Source organism: Pseudomonas xionganensis (assembly GCF_009763245.1).
In the GTDB taxonomy this organism is placed as follows: Bacteria; Pseudomonadota; Gammaproteobacteria; order Pseudomonadales; family Pseudomonadaceae; genus Aquipseudomonas; species Aquipseudomonas xionganensis.
Map to the genome: position 1 here is coordinate 141,810 of NZ_WKJZ01000004.1, position 19,816 is coordinate 161,625.

At 62.4% G+C, this 19,816-nt stretch carries 16 protein-coding genes; 8 read left to right on the forward strand and 8 right to left on the reverse strand.

What is annotated here, in order from left to right; genetic code table 11:
- Positions 1-219: 219 nt before the first annotated feature.
- Entirely contained in the window at positions 220-3,993 is a 3,774-nt protein-coding gene (locus GJV18_RS17700) for a retention module-containing protein (RefSeq protein WP_160347807.1), read from the forward strand.
- Positions 3,994-4,080: 87 nt separating this feature from the next.
- On the opposite strand, the gene GJV18_RS17705 is transcribed toward GJV18_RS17700, so the two are convergent.
- Positions 4,081-4,884, reverse strand: coding sequence for a c-type cytochrome (locus GJV18_RS17705; RefSeq protein ID WP_160347808.1), 804 nt, complete (start codon positions 4,882-4,884; stop codon positions 4,081-4,083).
- On the reverse strand, positions 4,869-5,243 hold the full coding sequence (locus GJV18_RS17710) for a rhodanese-like domain-containing protein (protein WP_160347809.1): 375 nt from the start codon (positions 5,241-5,243) through the stop codon (positions 4,869-4,871). The genes GJV18_RS17705 and GJV18_RS17710 overlap by 16 nt, the downstream gene beginning before the upstream one ends.
- A gap of 672 nt (positions 5,244-5,915) precedes the next feature.
- On the opposite strand from GJV18_RS17710, the gene GJV18_RS17715 reads away from it, so the two are divergent.
- The 3 genes from GJV18_RS17715 to GJV18_RS17725 all read left to right on the forward strand — a co-directional run bounded on the left by GJV18_RS17715 (position 5,916) and on the right by GJV18_RS17725 (position 10,358).
- Positions 5,916-7,121, forward strand: a complete 1,206-nt coding sequence (locus GJV18_RS17715; RefSeq protein WP_160347810.1) for an acetyl-CoA C-acetyltransferase — start codon at positions 5,916-5,918, stop codon at positions 7,119-7,121.
- A 108-nt stretch (positions 7,122-7,229) separates the two neighbouring features.
- Positions 7,230-9,374 (forward strand): 3-hydroxyacyl-CoA dehydrogenase NAD-binding domain-containing protein, encoded by a 2,145-nt coding sequence (locus tag GJV18_RS17720; RefSeq protein WP_160347811.1) that lies wholly within the window; start codon positions 7,230-7,232, stop codon positions 9,372-9,374.
- A 255-nt stretch (positions 9,375-9,629) separates the two neighbouring features.
- Complete coding sequence (locus GJV18_RS17725) at positions 9,630-10,358, forward strand: amidotransferase (protein WP_160347812.1); 729 nt, start codon at positions 9,630-9,632, stop codon at positions 10,356-10,358.
- Between the two features lie 54 nt (positions 10,359-10,412).
- Here GJV18_RS17725 and htpX read toward each other — a convergent pair whose 3' ends face one another.
- From htpX to GJV18_RS17740, 3 genes are all read right to left on the reverse strand, one after another.
- Positions 10,413-11,285, reverse strand: coding sequence for a protease HtpX (gene htpX, locus GJV18_RS17730; RefSeq protein ID WP_160347830.1), 873 nt, complete (start codon positions 11,283-11,285; stop codon positions 10,413-10,415).
- 84 nt (positions 11,286-11,369) lie between these two features.
- Entirely contained in the window at positions 11,370-11,822 is a 453-nt protein-coding gene (locus tag GJV18_RS17735) for a hypothetical protein (RefSeq protein WP_160347813.1), read from the reverse strand.
- A gap of 9 nt (positions 11,823-11,831) precedes the next feature.
- Positions 11,832-13,043, reverse strand: a complete 1,212-nt coding sequence (locus GJV18_RS17740; RefSeq protein WP_160347814.1) for a pyridoxal phosphate-dependent aminotransferase — start codon at positions 13,041-13,043, stop codon at positions 11,832-11,834.
- Positions 13,044-13,211: 168 nt separating this feature from the next.
- On the opposite strand from GJV18_RS17740, the gene msrB reads away from it, so the two are divergent.
- From msrB to GJV18_RS17755, 3 genes are all read left to right on the forward strand, one after another.
- Positions 13,212-13,607 carry a peptide-methionine (R)-S-oxide reductase MsrB gene (gene msrB, locus GJV18_RS17745; protein WP_160347815.1) on the forward strand — a complete coding sequence of 132 codons (396 nt, stop codon included), beginning with the start codon at positions 13,212-13,214 and terminating at the stop codon, positions 13,605-13,607.
- Positions 13,608-13,747: 140 nt separating this feature from the next.
- Positions 13,748-14,233, forward strand: a complete 486-nt coding sequence (locus tag GJV18_RS17750; RefSeq protein ID WP_160347816.1) for a glutathione peroxidase — start codon at positions 13,748-13,750, stop codon at positions 14,231-14,233.
- Positions 14,233-14,712: a MarR family winged helix-turn-helix transcriptional regulator gene (locus GJV18_RS17755; RefSeq protein WP_160347817.1), complete on the forward strand. Its 480-nt coding sequence runs from the start codon at positions 14,233-14,235 to the stop codon at positions 14,710-14,712. The genes GJV18_RS17750 and GJV18_RS17755 overlap by 1 nt, the downstream gene beginning before the upstream one ends.
- On the opposite strand, the gene GJV18_RS17760 is transcribed toward GJV18_RS17755, so the two are convergent.
- Positions 14,679-17,003, reverse strand: coding sequence for a hybrid sensor histidine kinase/response regulator (locus GJV18_RS17760; RefSeq protein ID WP_160347818.1), 2,325 nt, complete (start codon positions 17,001-17,003; stop codon positions 14,679-14,681). The genes GJV18_RS17755 and GJV18_RS17760 overlap by 34 nt on opposite strands.
- 89 nt (positions 17,004-17,092) lie before the next feature.
- Here GJV18_RS17760 and GJV18_RS17765 point away from each other — a divergent pair, with 89 nt between their 5' ends.
- On the forward strand, positions 17,093-17,986 hold the full coding sequence (locus tag GJV18_RS17765; protein ID WP_160347819.1) for an ATP-binding protein: 894 nt from the start codon (positions 17,093-17,095) through the stop codon (positions 17,984-17,986).
- A gap of 28 nt (positions 17,987-18,014) precedes the next feature.
- Here the strand turns inward: GJV18_RS17765 and GJV18_RS17770 are convergent, their stop codons facing one another.
- Positions 18,015-18,671, reverse strand: a complete 657-nt coding sequence (locus tag GJV18_RS17770) for a glutathione S-transferase family protein (RefSeq protein ID WP_160347820.1) — start codon at positions 18,669-18,671, stop codon at positions 18,015-18,017.
- Positions 18,672-18,770: 99 nt separating this feature from the next.
- Positions 18,771-19,541 carry a hypothetical protein gene (locus GJV18_RS17775; protein ID WP_160347821.1) on the reverse strand — a complete coding sequence of 257 codons (771 nt, stop codon included), beginning with the start codon at positions 19,539-19,541 and terminating at the stop codon, positions 18,771-18,773.
- Between the last annotated feature and the right edge of the window lie 275 nt (positions 19,542-19,816).

Consider the following 19,816-nt stretch of genomic DNA (forward strand, 5'->3'; position numbering starts at 1 on the left):
TCGCGCTGCAGGCCGCGTATTCATTGATCCTGATCAGTGTGCCCGGCGTCTTATGGACTAACTTGGAGACATAAGAGGACGTTTTGCTCGGTACAAAGCCGGCGGCGAGGTGCCAGGAACCGAGGTGTTTCACGGGTTATTACAACGCTGCATTTTTGACTACAGACGGCATCGAGAGCATCTCGTGTGCCGGTATCAGCGGATACTGCGGAGGCATAAATGGCCAAGTTGATCGGAACGGTTGGGCGGGTTGTCGGTGAAGTGGTTGCGGTGGCGCTGGATGGTGGACGGCGCACCCTGGCCGCAGGAGATGCGCTGTTTGCCGGTGAACGGCTGCTGACCGGTAATGGTGCGGCGGTAGCGGTGGATCTGGTGGGCGGGGGCGAACTGACCCTGGGTCGTAACACCGACTATCAGCTTAGCGAGCAACTGCTAGCCGAGGCGCAGGGCAGTGCCGGTGAAGTGTCGCCAACCCCTGAGGTCATGGCCAGTGTGGATGAGTTGCAACGCGCCATCGCCGCAGGCGAAGACCCGACTCTGGCCGCCGAGGCGCCAGCAGCCGGTCCCGGCGCTGGAGCAGGTGGCGCCGGTGGGGGCGGTCACTCCTTTGTGCTGCTCAATGAGGTGGGTGGTGCCCTGGAACCTGTGATCGGCTTTCCCACCGAGGGGCTGGGTGGCGTGCCCGAGTTTCCCCAGGGTGAGGTAGCCGGGTTGGCCCCGTTGGACACCCCAGTACCGGCACCCGAACCGGTTAATGGCGTGCCTGTTGCGTTGGATGACACGCAGAGCCTGAGTGAGGACAGCCCTTCCGTACAGGGCAATGTGCTGCTCAACGATCTTCCCGGTAGCGACGGGGGTATCAGCGTGACCAACCCAGGTGTCTACAACGGCACCTATGGCCAACTGACCCTGAATGCCGACGGCACCTTCAGCTATGTGCTCAATAACGCGCTGGTGCAGGGGCTGGATGATGGAGAAAGCCTGACGGAGAACTTCGGCTACAACATCGCGGATCTGGACGGCGACCCGGCCTCGGCCCAGCTGAGTATCACCATCACCGGCAGCAACGACGGGCCGAGCCTGAGCGTCGAAGGCGCCGAGGTTTACGAGAGTGGCCTGTCCAGTGGTTCCGACTCAAGTGCGGGCAGCGAGTTTGCCTCGGGCACCTTTACCCTGGGCGATGCCGATGGTCTGGACGATATCCAGAGCGTGACCATCAACGGCACCACGGTGGCCATTGCCGAACTGGCCGGCAGCAGCTTTGCCGGTGCCCATGGCACCCTGACCGTGACCGGCTATGACAGCGCCACGGGGGTGGCGAGCTATCAGTACCAACTGACGGCCGCCACCACCGATATGCCCGACGCCACGGAAGCCGACAGCTTTAATGTCAGCGTCAGCGATGGCAGCGCTTCGGCCTCGGCGACCCTGCAGATCAGCATCGTCGATGATCTGCCAACCGCCCTGGACGATGCATTCAGCCTGAGCGAAGACAGCAGTGGTGTGCTCGGTAATGTGCTGAGCAACGATATCAGTGGTGCCGATACCGGCAGCAGCGTCACCACCCCGGGGTTCTACAACGGCACCTACGGCCAACTGACCCTGAATGCCAACGGCACCTTCAGCTATGTACTCAATACAGGTCTGGCTGCGGTGCAGGGCCTGGATGAAGACGAGAGCCTGTCGGAGGTGTTCCCGTACAGCATGCAGGACGCCGATGGCGACCCGGCCTCGGCCCAGCTGAGCATTACCATCACCGGCAGCAACGACGGGCCGAGCCTGAGTGTCGCAGGCGCTGAAGTTTATGAGAGTGGCCTGCCTAGCGGTTCCGACTCAAGTGCGGGCAGCGAGTTTGCCTCGGGCACCTTTACTCTGGGCGATGCCGATGGTCTGGACGATATCCAGAGCGTGACCATCAACGGCACCACGGTGGCCATTGCCGAGCTGGCCGGCAGCAGCTTTGCCGGCGCCCATGGCACCCTGACCGTGACCGGCTATGACAGCACCACGGGTGTGGCGACCTACCTGTATCAGCTGGCCACGGCGACTGCCGAGGGTGTCAACGACAGCGAAAGTTTCAGCGTCAGTGTCAGCGACGGCAGCGGGTCGGCGTCCAGCAGTCTGGTGGTTGGCGTATTCGATGACATGCCGTCCCTGGGGGCATTCAGCAATGCGGTTATGCCCAACGAAATGGGCAGCGTCAGTGGCACCTTTACGGTGGTGCCGGGCGCCGATGATCTGGCCGGTTTCCAGATCAGCGGGCCGGAGATCGGTGGCCTGGCCTACAGCACACAGCACAGCTATGACAGCGCGGGCAATTTCCTGAGTACCACCCTGACCGGCTCGACCTCGGGGTTTATCAAGGTCTTTACCCTGACCGTGAATGCCGATGGCACCTATCTGTTCAATCTGCTGCAGCCGGAGGCGGCCAGTGAGCTGACCTACGCCCTGAATAACCTGGCCCCCGGCCATGCCCCCGGGTTTGCCGAGACCTATGATGGCCTGATCGAGTTCAGCAGCCCGGGCGCGGTCAATTCCTCAACCCCAGGTTTTGGCATCAACAATCAGTTCTTCGACCGCGGTGAGCAGTTCACCATGGAGTTCCATGCCTCGGGGCAGGCGGGGGTGGACAATGTGCCTGGCGAGGATGTGCGCCTGGTGGACAAGGTCACCCTGGTCAATGATCAGGTCAATGGTCAGCTAACCATTCGCTGGACGGCGACCAACAGTATTTCTGGCGAAACCCGCACCGGTACGCTGACGATTGCGGCCGGTATGGCGCAAACGCTGATCGACCCCGATATCAGCTTCAACCAGTTGCAGCTTGAAGGCATCGATGGCAATGGCCGGGTGCGCTTTGCCACGGCCACCATCAGCACTCTGGTGTTGCCACAGGATCAGAGCCTGGCATTCAGCGTGGTGGCCGAGGATGGTGATGGCGACCTGAGTGCTGCATCTGCCCTGAGCGTCAACGTGGTGGCCCAGGGCGTCGGGGATAACTTCGTGCTCAGCGGTGGCGAAGGCAATGATGTGCTCGCGTCCAGCAGCCTGGCGGATGTGTTCGATGGGCGCGGCGGTATCGATATGGTCGATTACGGCGATGCCAGTGCCGGTGTTGCGGCCAGCCTGGCCGCGGGCGTCGGGTTGGCCGGCGACGCGCTGGGCGACAGCTACAGCAGCATCGAAGGCATTATCGGTGGCGCCGGTGATGATCAACTCAGCGGCGATGCGGGTGCCAATTACCTGGCCGGCGCTGCGGGCAACGATGTGCTGGCGGGCGGTGCCGGTGACGATGTGCTGTCCGGTGGCCTGGGCGACGATGTGCTGCAGGGCGGTGAGGGTGACGATGTGCTGATGGGCGACGCCGGTGCCGATCAGCTGGACGGCGGCGAAGGCTTCGATGTGGTCGATTACAGTGCCGACAGCGAAGGCGTGACGGTCAACCTGCAGAGCGGAATCGGTACAGCCGGTCTGGCCGAAGGTGACAGCTATTCGTCGGTTGAAGGCATCCTGGGCGGTGCGGGTGATGATCAGTTGCTGGGTGATGACCAGGCCAATTACCTCAGTGGTGGGGCTGGTGATGATGTACTGAGCGGTGGCGGCGGTGATGACGTGCTGGTCGGCGGCCTGGGCGATGACAGCCTCAGCGGTGGCGCCGGGCGTGACAGCTTCGTCTGGCGGGCCGGAGATATGGGCGGTAGCGATACCATCCATGACTTTTATATCGATCCGGACGGTGCCAACTCCGATGTGCTGGACTTGTCCGATCTGTTCAGCGGCGTGGCCACAGATGTCGGAACCTTGGATAACTACCTGAACTTCGCCTTTGGCGAGAACACCACCATTTCCATCAGCCTGACGCCAGGCGGTGCGCCGGTGCAGGACATCACCCTGGTCGGGGTGGACCTGTCCAGCGTCTATGGCACTGGGGATGAGGCAACGGTGCTGGCCAATATGATCGACGACAATATCCTCAAGGTGGATAACACCTAAGAGAGCTCACAGGACGCTTCGGCAAGGGCTTGCCGAGCGTTGCGCTACAGCCATATGGCCGCCTCCATGGAGGCGGCCATTTCTTTTTCAGAGCTGCACCTTTCTGCCGGCCATATGCTGCAGATAGCTCAGCAGGACGCCCAGTGCCTGCTCGCTTAATACCTGGGGCGTAAAGCCCGGCATGCGTCCCTGGGGCCAGCGGCGCAAGCTTTGTGGCGCGCGGATATAGCGGGCCAGAAAGTCCAGGCGAAAATACTCGGTGGGGTTATGGGGCACATTCAGATCCGGGCCGAACTGTGAGTCGCCAGCGCCATTGAGGCGGTGACAGGCCAGGCAGTGCTTCTGAAACTGGGCAAAACCGGCGTGTACCGCGTCGCTGGCATCAGCAGCCCGGAGCAGCTGAGGGTAGCGTTCGGCCAAGGGAGCCTGGGTGCGGATGCGGGCCAGTTGGAAGGGCCATTGCTCCGGGCCAATCTGGCTGGCTTCAGGGTTTTCCCAGACCAGATAGAAAGGCCCGGCGCCGGGTTTGCCTGCCGCCAGGGCCGGCCAGGGCTGGGCCGGATCTTCGATGGCGAGCCAGGCCCGGCTGCCGCTTCTGCTCAGTACCAGGGCGGTCGGCAGTTCGGCGGCAAAGCCATCACTGGCCAGCAGCTGCAGCTGGTCGCCGGCCTGCACGCCCTCCAGCAGGCTGCTCAGGGGCAATGCGCGGTACTGCATGGCGCGCTTGTAGCTGACATCCTGGGCGATCTCGATAGTCCGCACCTGCGGATGTGCCAGCAGCGTCTGAGTCGTCCAGATAACCGCTTTGGCGCCGCTTTCCACATGCAGCTCGGCGCCCCAGGCCAGGGTCCAGGGCAATAGGGCCAGCAGGCCAATCAGCATGTGGCGCATGGCGTGCCTGACTCCAGCAGGGTTTTCAGCGCCTCATAGCCGCCGGCATTGATCAGGTTGCTGTAGCCCAGCTCGCGCAGGCGTTGTTCGGCAAGCCCGGAACGTCGACCGCTGCGGCAGTAGAGGATGATCAGTTGATGCTTGTCAGGTGCCAGGCTCGCGATCTGTTCGGCGATCTGCTCATGACCAATGCGTGTGGCACCGGGCAGGGCGCCTGCGGCGAATTCCTCGGCCGTACGCACGTCGATCAACAGCCCCTGCGGGCTTTGCAGGGCACTGAGGATGGCCTGCGATTCGCTGGCGACAGTCGTCAGAGGGAGGCAGGCACAGAGGGTAAGGGCGGCTATCAGGCGGCGCATGGGTCATCTCCGGTATTCACCGGCTGAGCATAAGCCCATTTGTCGTCAGGGATAAGGACTGTGCTGCGCCAACGGCTCCACGGCGCTTGACGCAGCACAGGCTGGGAAAGGGTCAGCTGACCAAACGGGTCAGGTTGGGAAGAATCAGGATCAGGGTGGTGGCAAAGACGATCATGCCGGCCTGACGCATCTTGGTTGGGTTGGACATAGCGGTTGGCCTTGTTGTTGTTCTGGGCGTGGCATTCACCGTCCGCCAGGCTTAGGCGGGCTGCGGCGTCACACCTCGAATGGAGCATCCACGCTGTCCCGGCAAAACCCGGCGACGGCAGTTGCAGGCTGGCTGCGCCCATCACGCGGCACGGCTGGCCTGTCTTCACTTTAGGGCCGCAATGAGCCGCGCTATAGATAGGTTGATTGTTAAGCCCTGCCGGCTTGTTGCCGTTGGTTATGAGAAAGGCGCTGCCATGGCAAGCAGGCCTTGCGCTAGACGCTGTTCTTCAGCTTTGCCCAGTGTCTGACCGTTTGTCTGAGCTGAGCGGTCAATGGGCCTGAGCGCTTCGGTCATTGAGGCTGGCGCTGGGCGGCGTATGGTTGCGGTGACTCAACAAGAACAGGCGCAGCTCAATGGAGCCTGTGCCACCAGCCACCCTCCACTGGAGGTCTGAGGACGCCATGACCGAAGCATTTATTTTCGATGCCGTGCGCACGCCCCGCGGCAAGGGCAAGAAGGACGGGGCGCTGTACAGCGTCAAACCGGTTGATCTGATTGCCGGCCTGCTGGGCGCGCTGCAGGCGCGCAATAACCTCGATACCAGCCAGGTCGATGACATCGTGTTGGGTTGCGTGACTCCGGTGGGCGACCAGGGGGCCGATATTGCCAAGACCGCGGCCATGGTCGCCGACTGGGACGTCAGCGTGTCCGGCGTGCAGCTCAACCGTTTCTGCGCCTCGGGCCTGGAAGCGGTGAATATCGGTGCGATGAAGGTGCGCTCCGGCTTCGAGGATCTGGTGGTGGTCGGCGGCGTCGAGTCCATGTCCCGGGTGCCCATGGGCTCCGATGGCGGCGCCTGGGTGATGGACCCAGCGACCAATATGCACACCCATTTCACCCCCCAGGGCATTGGCGCCGACCTGATCGCCACCCTGGAAGGCTTCAGCCGCACGGACGTCGACAGCTTTGCCCTGCGCTCGCAGCAGAAGGCCGCCCGCGCCAGCCAGGACGGCTCGTTCAGCAAGTCGCTGATTCCGGTGATCGACCAGAACGGCATCGTCCTGCTCGATCACGACGAATTTATCCGCGGCGAGTCCACCCTCGAAGGCCTGGGCAAGCTCAAGCCCAGCTTCGAGATGATGGGCCAGATGGGCTTCGACAGCACTGCGCTGCGGGTCTACAGCCATGTCGAGCAGATCAACCACGTGCACACCCCGGGCAACAGCTCCGGCATCGTCGATGGTTCGGCCCTGATGCTGATTGGCTCCGAGGCCAAAGGCAAAGAACTGGGCTTGAAGCCGCGGGCGCGCATCGTCGCCACGGCAGTCACCAGCACCGACCCGACCATCATGCTCACCGGCCCGGCGCCGGCCACGCGCAAGGCCTTGGCCAAGGCCGGCCTCTCCGTGGATGACATCGACCTGTTCGAGGTCAACGAGGCGTTTGCCTCGGTGGTGATGAAGTTTATGAAGGACATGGGCGTGGCCGAGGACAAGGTCAACGTCAACGGCGGCTCCATCGCCATGGGCCACCCCCTGGGTGCCACTGGCTGCGCCATCCTCGGCACCCTGCTCGACGAACTGGAGAAGCGTCAGCTGCGTTACGGCCTGGCCACTTTGTGCGTAGGCGGCGGTATGGGTATTGCCACCATCATCGAGCGAATCTAAGGCTTTGTAGGGTGGATGACGCGAAGCTCATCCACCGAGTAGCTGCCTGGTGGAAAACCGCTCTGCGGGTTTTCCACCCTACGCGGCACCTATCGACAGGACAAATACATGACTGACGCCATCCGTTACGAAAAGGGCCAGGACAATATCGTCGTCCTGACCATGGACATGCCCGGCCAGAGCGCCAACACCATGAACGCGGTGTACCGCGAGGCCATGGGCCAGATCGTCGAGCGCCTGGAAGCCGAGAAGGATTCCATCGCCGGGGTCATCCTCACCTCGGCGAAGAAGACCTTCTTCGCCGGCGGCGACCTGAATGAGCTGATCCAGGTCACCAAGGCCGACGCGCCGGCCTTCTACCAGATGATCCTCAACATCAAGGGCCAGCTGCGTCGCCTGGAAACCCTCGGCAAGCCCGTGGTTGCGGCGATTAACGGTGCGGCCCTGGGCGGCGGCTGGGAAATCGCCCTGGCCTGCCATCACCGCATCGCCCTGAACAACTCCAGCATCCAGCTCGGCTTGCCGGAAGTGACCCTCGGTCTGCTGCCGGGCGGTGGCGGGGTGGTGCGCATGGTGCGCCTGCTCGGCCTGGAAAAAGCCCTGCCGTACCTGGCCGAGGGCAAGAAGGTCCGTCCCGATGCGGCGCTCAAGGCGGGTTTGATCCATGAACTGGCTTCTGACCAGGACGACCTGCTGGCCAAGGCCCGCGTCTGGATCGCCGCCAACCCCGGCGCCGCGCAGCCCTGGGATGTAAAGGGCTACAAGATCCCCGGTGGCACGCCATCGAGCCCCAACGTGGCACAGATGCTGGCCATTGCCCCGAGCGTGCTGCGCGACAAGACCAAGGGCTGCTTCCCCGCGCCGGAAAAGATCATGTGCGCCGCGGTCGAGGGTGCCCAGGTCGATTTCGACACCGCGCAGATCATCGAGGCGCGCTACTTCACCGAGCTGACCTGCGGCCAGGTGGCGAAGAACATGATCGGCACCTTCTGGTTCCAGCTTAATGAAATCAACGCCGGCGGCTCGCGTCCTCAGGGTTTCGAGCCTTATGTGACCAAGAAGGTCGGCGTACTGGGTGCCGGCATGATGGGCGCCGGTATCGCCTATGTCTCGGCGGCGGCCGGCATCGAGGTGGTGCTCAAGGACATTTCCCTGGAGGCGGCGGAGAAGGGCAAGGCCTACTCGGCCAAACTGCTGGAGAAGAAGGTCGCCCGTGGCCAGATGACCCCGGAGAAGCGCGATGCCTTCCTCGCGCGCATCCAGCCCAGTGCTCGCGAAGCCGACTTTGACGGCTGCGACCTGATCATCGAGGCGGTGTTCGAGGATCGTGAACTCAAGGCCAAGGTCACCGCGGCAGCCGAGGCTGCGGCTCTGCCTGGGGCGGTGATCGCCTCCAATACCTCGACGCTGCCGATCACCGGCCTGGCCACCGCGGTGCAGAACCAGGACAGGTTTATCGGCCTGCATTTCTTCAGCCCGGTGGACAAGATGCCCCTGGTGGAAATCATCAAGGGCGAGCACACCTCGGATGAGACCCTGGCGCGCGGCTTCGACTACGTCATGCAGATCAAGAAGACCCCGATTGTGGTCAACGACAGCCGTGGCTTCTTCACCTCGCGCGTGTTCGGCACCTTCACCAATGAAGGCATCGCCATGCTCGGCGAAGGCGTCAGCGCGGCGTTGATCGAGAACGAAGCGCGCAAGGCCGGCATGCCGGTGGGGCCGCTGGCGATCAGCGATGAGGTGTCCATGAGCCTGATGAACCATATCCGTCAGCAGACGCTGAAGGACCTGGCGGCCGAGGGCAAGTCCATCCCCGAACACCCGGCCTTTGCCGTGATCGACCTGATGCTCAATGAGTACAAGCGCCCGGGCAAGGCTGCAGGGGCCGGCTTCTATGACTATCCGGCAGGCGGCAAGAAGCACCTGTGGCCGGAGCTCAAGGCGCGCTTCGAGAAGAGCGATGCTCAGATCTCCCAGATCGATGTGCGCGACCGCATCCTGTTTATCCAGGCCATCGAGACCGTGCGTTGCGTGGAGGAGGGCGTGTTGAAGTCGGTGGCCGACGCCAATATCGGTTCGATTTTCGGCATCGGTTTTGCCGCCTGGACCGGCGGTGCGCTGCAGTTTATCAACCAGTACGGCGTGCAGGACTTCGTGGCGCGTGCCCAGTACCTGGCCGAGCAGTATGGCGAGCGTTTCCTGCCGCCGGCCCTGCTGCTGGAGAAGGCCGCCAAGGGCGACACCTTCTGACACTGGCATGCGGCACAAACAGCCAGCCTTCGGGCTGGCTGTTGTGTTTCTGGAGCATCGGCTGCATGCGCTTTATGGAAGGTAATCCGCCTGGCTTGGGCGGTGTGAAGGCGTATAAATGCTGTGGGTTATTACGAAGCCAGTTGATTTAGCCTTTTTTGCCGTCCAGGCCTTGTGCCTATTGCCTTACAGCCTGTCGGCAGGCAGGCTTGCGCGCTGAAAATCAACCCCCTTGCGCCTTAGGTAACCGCCCTTATGCCGCTGCAAATCTGCATCCTGGAAACCGATATCATCCGCCCGGAACTGGTCGATCAGTACGCGAGTTACGGCCGAATGTTTCAGCAGTTGTTTGCCCGTCAGCCGATTTCAGCCGAGTTCAAGGTGTACAACGTGGTGGAGGGCCATTATCCGCCGGATTCGGAGCACTACGACGCCTACCTGGTCACCGGTAGCAAGGCCGACTCCTTCGGTAACGATCCCTGGATCGAGACGCTCAAGACCTACCTGCTGGAGCGTTACCAGCGTGGCGACAAACTGCTGGGCGTCTGTTTCGGCCACCAGATTCTCGCCCTGCTGCTGGGTGGCAAGGCCGAACGCGCCGAGCAGGGCTGGGGCCTGGGTGTACACCGTTATCGCATGGTGGAGAAGCCGCAGTGGATGAGCCCGGATCTGGAAGAGCTGGACATGTTGATCAGCCACCAGGACCAGGTCACCAAACTGCCGGAGAACGCCACGCTGCTGGCCAGCAGCGAGTTCTGCCCGATTGCCTCCTACTGCATCGGCGATCAGGTGTTGTGCTTCCAGGGCCACCCGGAATTTGTCCATGACTATTCCCGGGCGCTGCTCGACCTGCGTCAGCAGCACTATGGCCAGAACCTGTATGACAACGCCATGGCCAGCCTGCAGAGCGAGCACCAGGGGCATACCGTGGCCGAATGGATGATGCGCTTTGTCGCCCAGGGTCGCGCGGGCTTGAACGACTAAGCGCTTGGCACAAAAAAAGGCGACCCGCAGGTCGCCTTTTTTATGCCGGTGATCTTAGCCGCGCTGACGCAGGGCCTCGATCCGGTCTTCCAGCGGCGGGTGGGTCATCAGCAGGCCGGCCAGGCCGTGCTTGAGGCCACCGTTGATGCCGAAGGCGGTCATGCTGCTGGGCATGTTTACCGGCACTTCCTGCTCAGCACGCAGGCGCTGCAGGGCGGCGATCATGGCGCCGGTACCGGCCAGTTGGGCACCGGCTTCGTCGGCCTTGAACTCGCGCTTGCGGGAGAACCACATGACGACAATGCTGGCCAGGATGCCCAATACCAGCTCGGCAAAAATGGTGGCAAGCATATAGCCCCAGCCATGACCTTCCTCGTTCTTCAGGATCACCTTGTCGACGAAGTTGCCGAAGATGCGCGCGAAGAACATCACGAAGGTGTTTACCACGCCCTGGATCAGGGCCAGGGTGACCATGTCGCCATTGGCCACGTGACCGATCTCGTGGGCCAGTACGGCGCGCACTTCATCCGGGGAAAAGCGCTCCAGCAGACCCTGGCTGACGGCGACCAGGGCGTCGTTCTTGTTCCAGCCGGTGGCGAAGGCATTGGACTCGTAGGCGGGGAAGATGCCCACTTCCGGCATCTTGATCCCGGCCTCGCGGGACAGCTCCTCGACGGTCTGCAGCAGCCACTGTTCATGGCGAGTGCGGGGCTGGGTGATGATCTCGGTCTTGGTGCTCATCTTCGCCATCCACTTGGACAGAAACAGCGAGATGAAGGAACCGACGAAACCGAATACGGCGCAGAAGATCAGCAGGCTGCCATGGTTCTGGCCGGTGAAGCGATCGACCCCGAGCAACTTGAGGGTGATGCCGGCGATGACCAGCACCGCAAGGTTGGTGGCCAGGAACAACAGAATACGCATTATGAAACTTCTCCTAGGGCGGAAAGACAGCAAGGTAATGCGGGGTATATAAGGGGCGCCCCGGTTATCTTCAACCGAGGCACTATTTCAAACTATGTCGCTTGCGCCATTCAGGCTGCTTTCGAACAGCAGGCGGCACAGGCGGGCGACCCGTTCGCTGTGGTGCTGGGCCAGCGCTTCGCGCAACTGGAAGGCCAGGGTGGCATGGACCCGGCGCACGCTGGGGGGCAGGGCGTCGCCTTCGCGCAGGGCATGGGGCACGCCACGGGTCAGGCGCAGAAAGCCCTTCTCGGTCAGCACTGCCTGGTCCAGGGCGTCGTAGCCGATGGTGGATTCAAAGCGCACATAGCCTTCCTCGGCCAGCCACAGCAGGGCGCCCAGGCAACTCTGGTGGCGCGGGGTGGGCAGGCCGAATTCGTCCGGCTCCTCGCGGCCGATCAGGTCTTCCACATAGAGTGCGACCTTGCGCGGAAAGGCCTGGTAGAGCAGCAGCAGGCCTGCGGCAGCATCCTTGTAGAAGTCGTCTATCTGCAGGTCCATGGCGGGCGCTTACTGTTGATAGGTCTTGAGGAAGTTGCCGATGCGGCCGATGGCCATCTCCAGTTCATCGACCCGGGGCAGGGTAACCACGCGGAAGTGATCCGGCCAGGGCCAGTTGAAGGCCGTGCCCTGGACGATCAAGAGCTTCTCCGAGAGCAGCAGGTCCAGCACGAACTTCTCGTCGTTGTGGATCGGGCAGATCTTGGGGTCGATTTTGGGGAAAGCATAAAGCGCGCCCATCGGCTTGACGCAGCTGACCCCGGGGATGTCATTGAGCAGCTCCCAGGTGCGGTTGCGCTGCTCCAGCAGGCGGCCATTGGGCAATACCAGATCGTTGATGCTCTGGTAGCCGCCCAGGGCGGTCTGGATCGCGTGCTGGCTCGGCACGTTGGCGCACAGGCGCATATTGGCCAGCATGTCGATGCCTTCGATATAGCTCTGGGCCTTGTGCTTGGGCCCGGAGATGACCACCCAGCCGGAGCGGAAACCGGCCACCCGGTAGGACTTGGACAGGCCGTTGAAGGTCAGGCACAGCACATCCGGCGCCAGGGAGGCGGTGGCAATATGCTGGGCTTCGTCATAGAGGATCTTGTCGTAGATCTCGTCGGAGAACAGCACCAGGTTGTGCTGGCGCGCCAGTTCGACGATATCCATCAACACTTCTCTGGAGTACACCGCGCCGGTGGGGTTGTTCGGGTTGATCAGTACCAGGGCCTTGGTGTTCGGGGTGATCTTGGCGCGCATATCGGCGATATCCGGGAACCAGCCGGCCTGCTCATCGCACAGATAGTGCACCGGCTTGCCACCGGACAGGGCCACGGCGGCGGTCCACAGCGGGTAGTCGGGGGCCGGGATCAGCACCTCGTCGCCATTGTTGAGCAGCGCCTGCATGGCCATCACAATCAGTTCGGAGACCCCGTTACCCAGGTAGATGTCCTCGATGCCGACACCTTCCACCTGCTTCTGCTGGTAGTACTGCATCACCGCCTTGCGCGCGCTGAACAGGCCCTTGGAGTCGCTGTAGCCCTGGGCGGTAGGCAGATTGCGGATCACGTCCTGAAGGATTTCCTCGGGCGCTTCGAAGCCGAAGGGGGCCGGGTTGCCGATGTTCAGCTTGAGGATGCGCTGGCCTTCTTCTTCCAGGCGTTTGGCGTGCTTGAGCACCGGGCCGCGAATGTCATAGCAGACGTTGGCCAGCTTGTTCGATTTGCTGAACTGCATGTTTGGAATCCCGAAAGGTGAACGCCGCTGAAAAGCCCGGTAAAAGACGCGATCTGGCAAGCCTTGGCAGGCCGGGGCGGCGGTGACAGACTGGGGTCGAATCATACGTGGCAGCCCGATCTTGGCAAAGACGCTGGTTGGGCTTTTTTAGTTTGAGGAGTGCACGCTGTGGACAAGTTGGAAAAACCCCTGGAAGCCTGGCGTGAGGAGCTTTCCGAAGAGCAGTTCCATATCTGTCGTCTGGGCGGTACCGAGCGTGCCTTTACCGGCGAGTATCACGACAGCAAGGTGCCGGGTGTCTACCACTGCGCCTGTTGCCAGGCCGAACTGTTCGATTCGGACGCCAAGTACGATTCCGGCAGCGGCTGGCCCAGCTACTTTCAGCCGGTCAGCGAGGCAGCCATTGCCAGCCTGGACGACTTCAGTCACGGCATGCACCGCATCGAAGTCAAATGCGCCAAGTGCGATGCCCACCTGGGCCATGTCTTCCCCGATGGACCGGCGCCCACAGGTTTGCGTTACTGCATCAATTCGGCGTCATTAAAGCTGATTCCACGCGAGTAGCCCGTCGGCACTAGCGTGTTTGGGGCGCGGCTACGGCCGCACCCTGTTGCGATCAGGCGAGCGGTCTTTTGCTATAAATTGCACACAATTTAATTGCGCGCTATGGTGTCGCCACTTCCCATTCGGCGTGGAGCCTACCCATGAACAACGAACTCTTCGATATCCCGGTCACCACCATCAAGGGCGAGCAGAAGACCCTGGCGGACTTCGCCGGCAAGGCCGTGCTGGTGGTCAATACCGCCAGCAAATGCGGCTTCACTCCCCAGTACAAGGGCCTGGAAAGTCTCTGGCAGCAGTACAAGGACAAGGGGCTGGTGGTGCTGGGCTTTCCCTGCAACCAGTTCGGCAAGCAGGAGCCGGGCAACGAGGGCGCCATTTCCGAGTTCTGCGAGCTGAACTTCGGCGTAACCTTCCCGCTGTTCAAGAAGGTCGATGTCAACGGCAGCGATGCCCATCCGCTGTTCGTCAAACTCAAGCAGCAGGCCCCGGGGTTGCTGGGCAGCCAGGGCATCAAGTGGAACTTCACCAAGTTCCTGATCGGCCAGGACGGTCAGCTGGTCAAGCGCTTCGCCCCGACCACCAAGCCGGAAGACCTCAGCGGCGAGATCGAAGCCCTGCTGGGTTGATGCTCATGCAGGACACCGATACCAGCCTGCTGCTGGACAACCAGCTGTGCTTCAAGCTGTATGCCGCCTCCCGGGCCATTATTCGTGCCTACAAACCGATGCTGGAGCAACTGGGCCTGACCTATCCCCAGTACCTGGCCATGCTGGTGCTCTGGGAGTGGCAGCAGTCGCCTCCGGCGCAGCCCACGGTGAAGGCCCTGGGCGAGCGCCTGCAGCTGGATTCCGGCACCCTGACACCACTGCTCAAGCGCCTGGAACAGCTGGGCCTGTTGCAGCGCAAGCGCTCGGCGGCGGATGAGCGCGAGCTGCAACTGTGCTTGAGCGATGCGGGACGGGCGCTGCGTGAGCGGGTGTGGCCTCTGCGGCAGCAACTGATCTGTGAACAGGGCGAGCAGTTGCAGGCACTGCAGCCGCTGTATCGGCAGCTTGGCGAATTGCTGGGCGATCAATCGGCAGTGTTGCCAGCGGGCAGCCACTGATCCAGCAGAGCGGCCAGCTCTTCCTTGCGGAAGGGCTTGGCCAGGTAGTCGTTCATGCCGGCGGCGCGGCAGCGTTCGCGCTCATCGGACAGCGCGTTGGCGGTCAGGGCGATGATCGGCAGGCTCTGCCAGTGAGCCTGCTGGCGAATCCGTCGGGTGGTTTCATAACCGTCCAGCACCGGCATATTGCAGTCCATCAGCACCAGATCCGGGCGCATATTTTCCAGCAGTTCCAGAGCCTCGCCACCATGCTGGGCCAGCAGCACCTGGCAGCCAAGCTTGTGCAGCATGCCCTTGGCCACCATCTGATTGACCGGGTTGTCTTCCACCAGCAGCACCAGCGCCTGGCGATCCACCGGTTGTGATGGCTGCTCATGGCTGGGGCGGGGCTGGTCGGCACCTTGCAGGTAGTGGCGCAGCGCTTCCAGCAGGGTCTGGCGCGCCAGGGGGCGAGCCAGTTGCTCGATAGGGGCCAGGGCCTTGATCTGGGCATTGGAGAGAAAGCTGCCGTAGGCGCTGACCAACAGGATCGGCAGGTTGCTGGCATCGCGCCAGGCCTGCAGGTGCTGCGCACTGTCACTGATCAGCAAATCAGCCTCGATACAGCCCAGCACGGCATCCGGGTCCACTCGCACCTGGGTCACGCCCCAGCTGCCCAGAAGGATGCCGAGTTGCTCGCTGAGCCCCGAGTTGGCCGGGCTCAGGATGACGACCCTACCCTTCAGGTTGGGCAGTGGCGGACTTGAGCTGTGCTCGCTCAGGGGCAGAAAGGCGCAGAAGCGGCTGCCGTAGTTCTCCTGGCTCTCCAGGGTCAGCTTGCCCTGCATGGCTTCGCACAGGCGTCGGGTCAGGGCCAGGCCCAGGCCGGTGCCGCCAAACTGCCGGGTGATACCGGCATCGGCCTGGGCGAAGGGCTGGAAGATGCGCGCCTGGGTTTCCGCCGCAATGCCGATGCCGGTGTCACGCACAATCAGCTGCACGCCGTTGGCCTGGCGCTGCACACTGATATCGACACGGCCCTGGCGGGTGAACTTGAGGGCATTGGCCAGCAGGTTGCTGACGATCTGCCGCACCCGGGTCGGATCGCCCAGCAGCTGTTGCGGCAGTTGTGGGTCGATCAGGCAGGTCAGCTCCACATCGGGGGCGGCGTTCTGCGACAGCAGGCTGGCGGTGTCCTCGACCAGGGTGCCGAGGTCGAAGGGGATCTGTTCCAGCTCCAGTTGCCCGGCCTCGAACTTCGACAGGTCGAGAATATCGTTGAGCAGCTCCACCAGGACCTTGCCCGAGTCGTGGGCAATGGACAGCTGCTGGCGCTGTTCGTGGGTCAGCGGGCCGTCCAGGGACAGCGCCAGCATGCCCAGCAGGCCGTTGAGCGGCGTGCGGATTTCGTGACTCATATTGGCCAGAAAAGCCGAGCGTGCCTGGGCCATGTCCAGGGCGGTGCGCCGCGCCTGTTCCAGCTCGCGGTTGGATTCGAGCAGGCGTGAGTTGGTCGCTTCCAGCTCGGCGGTGCGTGCCGATACGGCATCTTCCAGTTCGCCCAGGTAAAGCGTCAGGCGGTTCTCGGCCTGCTCGCGACGCTGAATCTCGCTGGCGATGCTGTCGAGTTGCTTGTTGGTGACGTCCACCAGCACGCCAATCTCGTCTTTCTCGTGGTTGGGTGGATAGGGCAGCTTGCCGGGGGTGGTGCTGAGCAGGTCGCGTTCACTGAGGGCCCGGATAAAGCCGGTCAGCGGCTTGGTCAGCATAAAGTAGAACAGCACCAGCAGGATCACCGAGAGCAGCAGGCTGCGGGCGAAGCCGGTCAGCAGGGTGAGCATGGAGCGGCGCAGGAAATGGCTGCCGAAGGCGTAGGTGTCGACCTCCAGGCTGAGCAGGCCCAAGGCTTCGTCCGGGGAGTGGCTGACAAAGAGCGGGGTGCTGAACGAGCGTTGCTTGCCGAACAGATAGTCGCTGAAGACCCGGTAGCGGCTGGAGCTGGGTGGGCGGCTGACGCTGGCCAGGATCAGCTCGTTGTTGTCGGTGATCTGTGCGCTGATCACGGCCGGTGAACGCAGCAGGCCGAGCACCAGTTCCTGGGCCAGTTCGGCGTCGATGTTGTAGGCGATGCGGGCGGCCGGGTTGTGGCTGATCTCGATCAGCGCGTTGATCTCGCGATTGATGGAGGCATCTTCACTGGCATAATCGATCCCCACCTGGATCAGGCTCAATGCCGTGCCAAGGATGAACGCCACCAGCACGGTCAGGCCGGCCTGTTTGAATGACAGGCGTTGGGTGAGCGCAATATCCATTTTCGCGTGATGTTCTCGTGGCCGGTTGCGTGCCTAGCATAGCCCATCAACGGGATCAGCCGAGCCTTCCACCTGCTTAGGAGTGTGTTGTGAATTCGTCTTTGACTGCTTTTTTACAGCGTGCCGAGATTTTGCTCACACGCCTGGAGCCGCTGCTGCCGGCTGCACCAGTGGTGATCGACTGGCAGCAGTGCCTGGCTGCCCGCTGGCAGCGTGAGGGGCGGCAGGGGGGGCTGCAGCCGCTCAAGGTCAGCCTGGACATGGGGCTGGATGATCTGATCGGGGTGGATCGCCAGCGTGACCAGCTGGCACGCAATACCCGCCAGTTTCTCCAGGGGCTGCCGGCCAACCATGCCTTGCTCTGGGGCGCCCGGGGAACCGGCAAGTCCTCCCTGGTGCGGGCACTGTTGGCCGAATATGCCAGTGCCGGTCTGCGTCTGATCGAGATCGAGCGCGACCATCTGGCCGATCTGCCGCGGGTGGTGGAGCAGTTGCAGGGGCTTGATCAGTATTTTCTGCTGTTCTGCGATGACCTGTCCTTCGAAGACGGGGAGGGCGATTATCGGGTGCTGAAAAGTGTGCTGGACGGCTCCCTGGAGCGGGCCCCGGATAATGTGCTGCTGTATGCCACCTCCAATCGCCGCCATCTGCTGCCGGAGAAGGAACGCGACAACCTGGACAGCCGCATGGTCGATGGCGAGTTACACCCCAGCGAGGCCATCGAGGACAAGATCGCCCTGTCGGACCGTTTTGGTCTGTGGTTGTCCTTCTACCCTTTTACCCAGACGCATTTTCTCGCCGTGGTACGCCACTGGATCGAGGTTCACGCCACGCGGGCCGGCCTGACCTGGCAATGGAGTGAGGCCTTGGAGAAGGAGGCGATTCGCTGGGCCCTGGGGCGCGGCAACCGCAATGGCCGCTGCGCCTATCAGTTTGCCCGGGACTGGGTGGGGTTGCGCTTGCTGGAGCAGCAGCCGGGCTGAGCCGGCTGCCAGGGCGTCAGATGGCTGCTCAGCGGGCGGCCATCTTGACCAGCATCTTCTGCTCGCCAGGCAGTACGCCCTGCACTGAAGCGCGCGCCAGAATGCGCTGCTGGTGCGCCGCCAGATTGGGCCAGCGCTGGGCATCCAGCTGCTCGCCGCCATGGGCCATGTTGATCAACTGGCAGGCAATGGCCAGATCCGCCAGGCTCAGCTGTTCGCCGACAAAATAGGCGGCGCTGCCCAGGGTCTTTTCCAGGTAGTCGAAGTGCGGCGGCAGTTTTTCCTGCAGGGCAGTCTGCACGGCGGCTTCATCACAGCTCTGGCCCATGCTGGGCTTGAGGGCGCGATTGCGGAAGACGGCGAAGGTGCACAGCGGTGCCAGCTCGTAATCGGCGTACTTTTCCAGCCAGCGGATGCGGGCACGTTCCTGCGCATCGCGGCCGAGCAGGGCGGGCTGCGGATGGCGCTCTTCCAGGTACTGGCAGATCACGCTGGAGTCCGCCAGGCTGAAGTCATCGTCTTTCAAGGCAGGAATGCGGCCCAGCGGGCTGAGCTCGCGGTACCAGTCCGGCTGGCCGAAAGGCAGGATGATTTCCAACTGGTAGTCCAGTGCCTTTTCCGCGAGAAACAGACGCACCTTGCGCACGAAGGGGGAAAGCGGGGCACCGTAAACAGTCAGGGACATGCGGTTCTCCTGGTCAGGAATAAAGACGATGGGGAAGCTTGGCCCGAGGCGTGGGCGAAAGGCGAGTGGTGTAGCCGATATGGCCTCAACAACGGCCTGTTAGTCGTAGATATTCTTCTTTTTCCACTCGTCTTCATCGTCCAGGTTTTTCAGGCCTTCGGTCAGTTCGCTGGGCTCGGCAGTGCTGGGCTTGGTCTGCTCCAGCACCATGGCATTGGCTTTGGCCAGCTGCGCTTCAAAGGTTTTCAGGGCCGCCTGATAGGGCGCGGGGTCCTGCTGCTTGCGCAGGTACTGAGCGCCGCGTTCGAAGGCCAGGCGCGCCTGGCCGGGTTGACCCTGCTGCAGAGCCTGCTGGCCCAGGTTGGTGAAGAACTCGATATGCACCTGGGTCAGCATATGGCGCGTTTCCTTGAGCCAGTGCTTGGCCTCGCTGGCGGGCACTACCCCTTCCTTGGCGCCACGGGTGATCTGCGCATGCAGGCCTTCAAGGAGGAAGCGAATGTCCTTGGCCTTGGCTTCATTGAGCACCGGTTGCGGTGGGTTGCTGACCGGAATCGATTCACCCAGGGCGATCAGCTTCTGCAGCTCTTCGATTCGCGCTTTGCAGGCGCTGTTGCTTTTGTCGACTTTCAGCAGACCTTGCTGGAAGTGCAGCTGCAGGCGGCATAGCAGGTGTTTGAGCTGCGGGCTCATCAGTTGCCCGGGCAGGGTCTCGGACAGCTCGGTGTTGCGGCGGATGCGGTCATTCAGATCGGCCTTGATGCGTGCCCGTTCCAGTCGATTGTTCTCGACCATATGGTTGATATAGGCAATGGCGATCAGCAAGACGATGCCACCGACAATCAACAGGGTAATCACGAGTGGGGACATGCGGGCAGCCTCTTGAACCGGCGGTTTTTCTATCGAGTGTAGTGCCTTAGCTGCAGCGCTCATAGAGTCAGGTCAAATTCAGGGCTGAAGTCTTTGATTTATAAAATTTTTTATAGGGAGGTTGACGAAGCATGAAAGGCTCCATAGAATGCGCGCCACTTCCAGCGCAATGCATGTTGCAGAGCACGGGAAGGCGGAAAAGCAGTTGCAGTTTCCGGGCTGCGTCCCCTTCGTCTAGTGGCCTAGGACACCGCCCTTTCACGGCGGTAACAGGG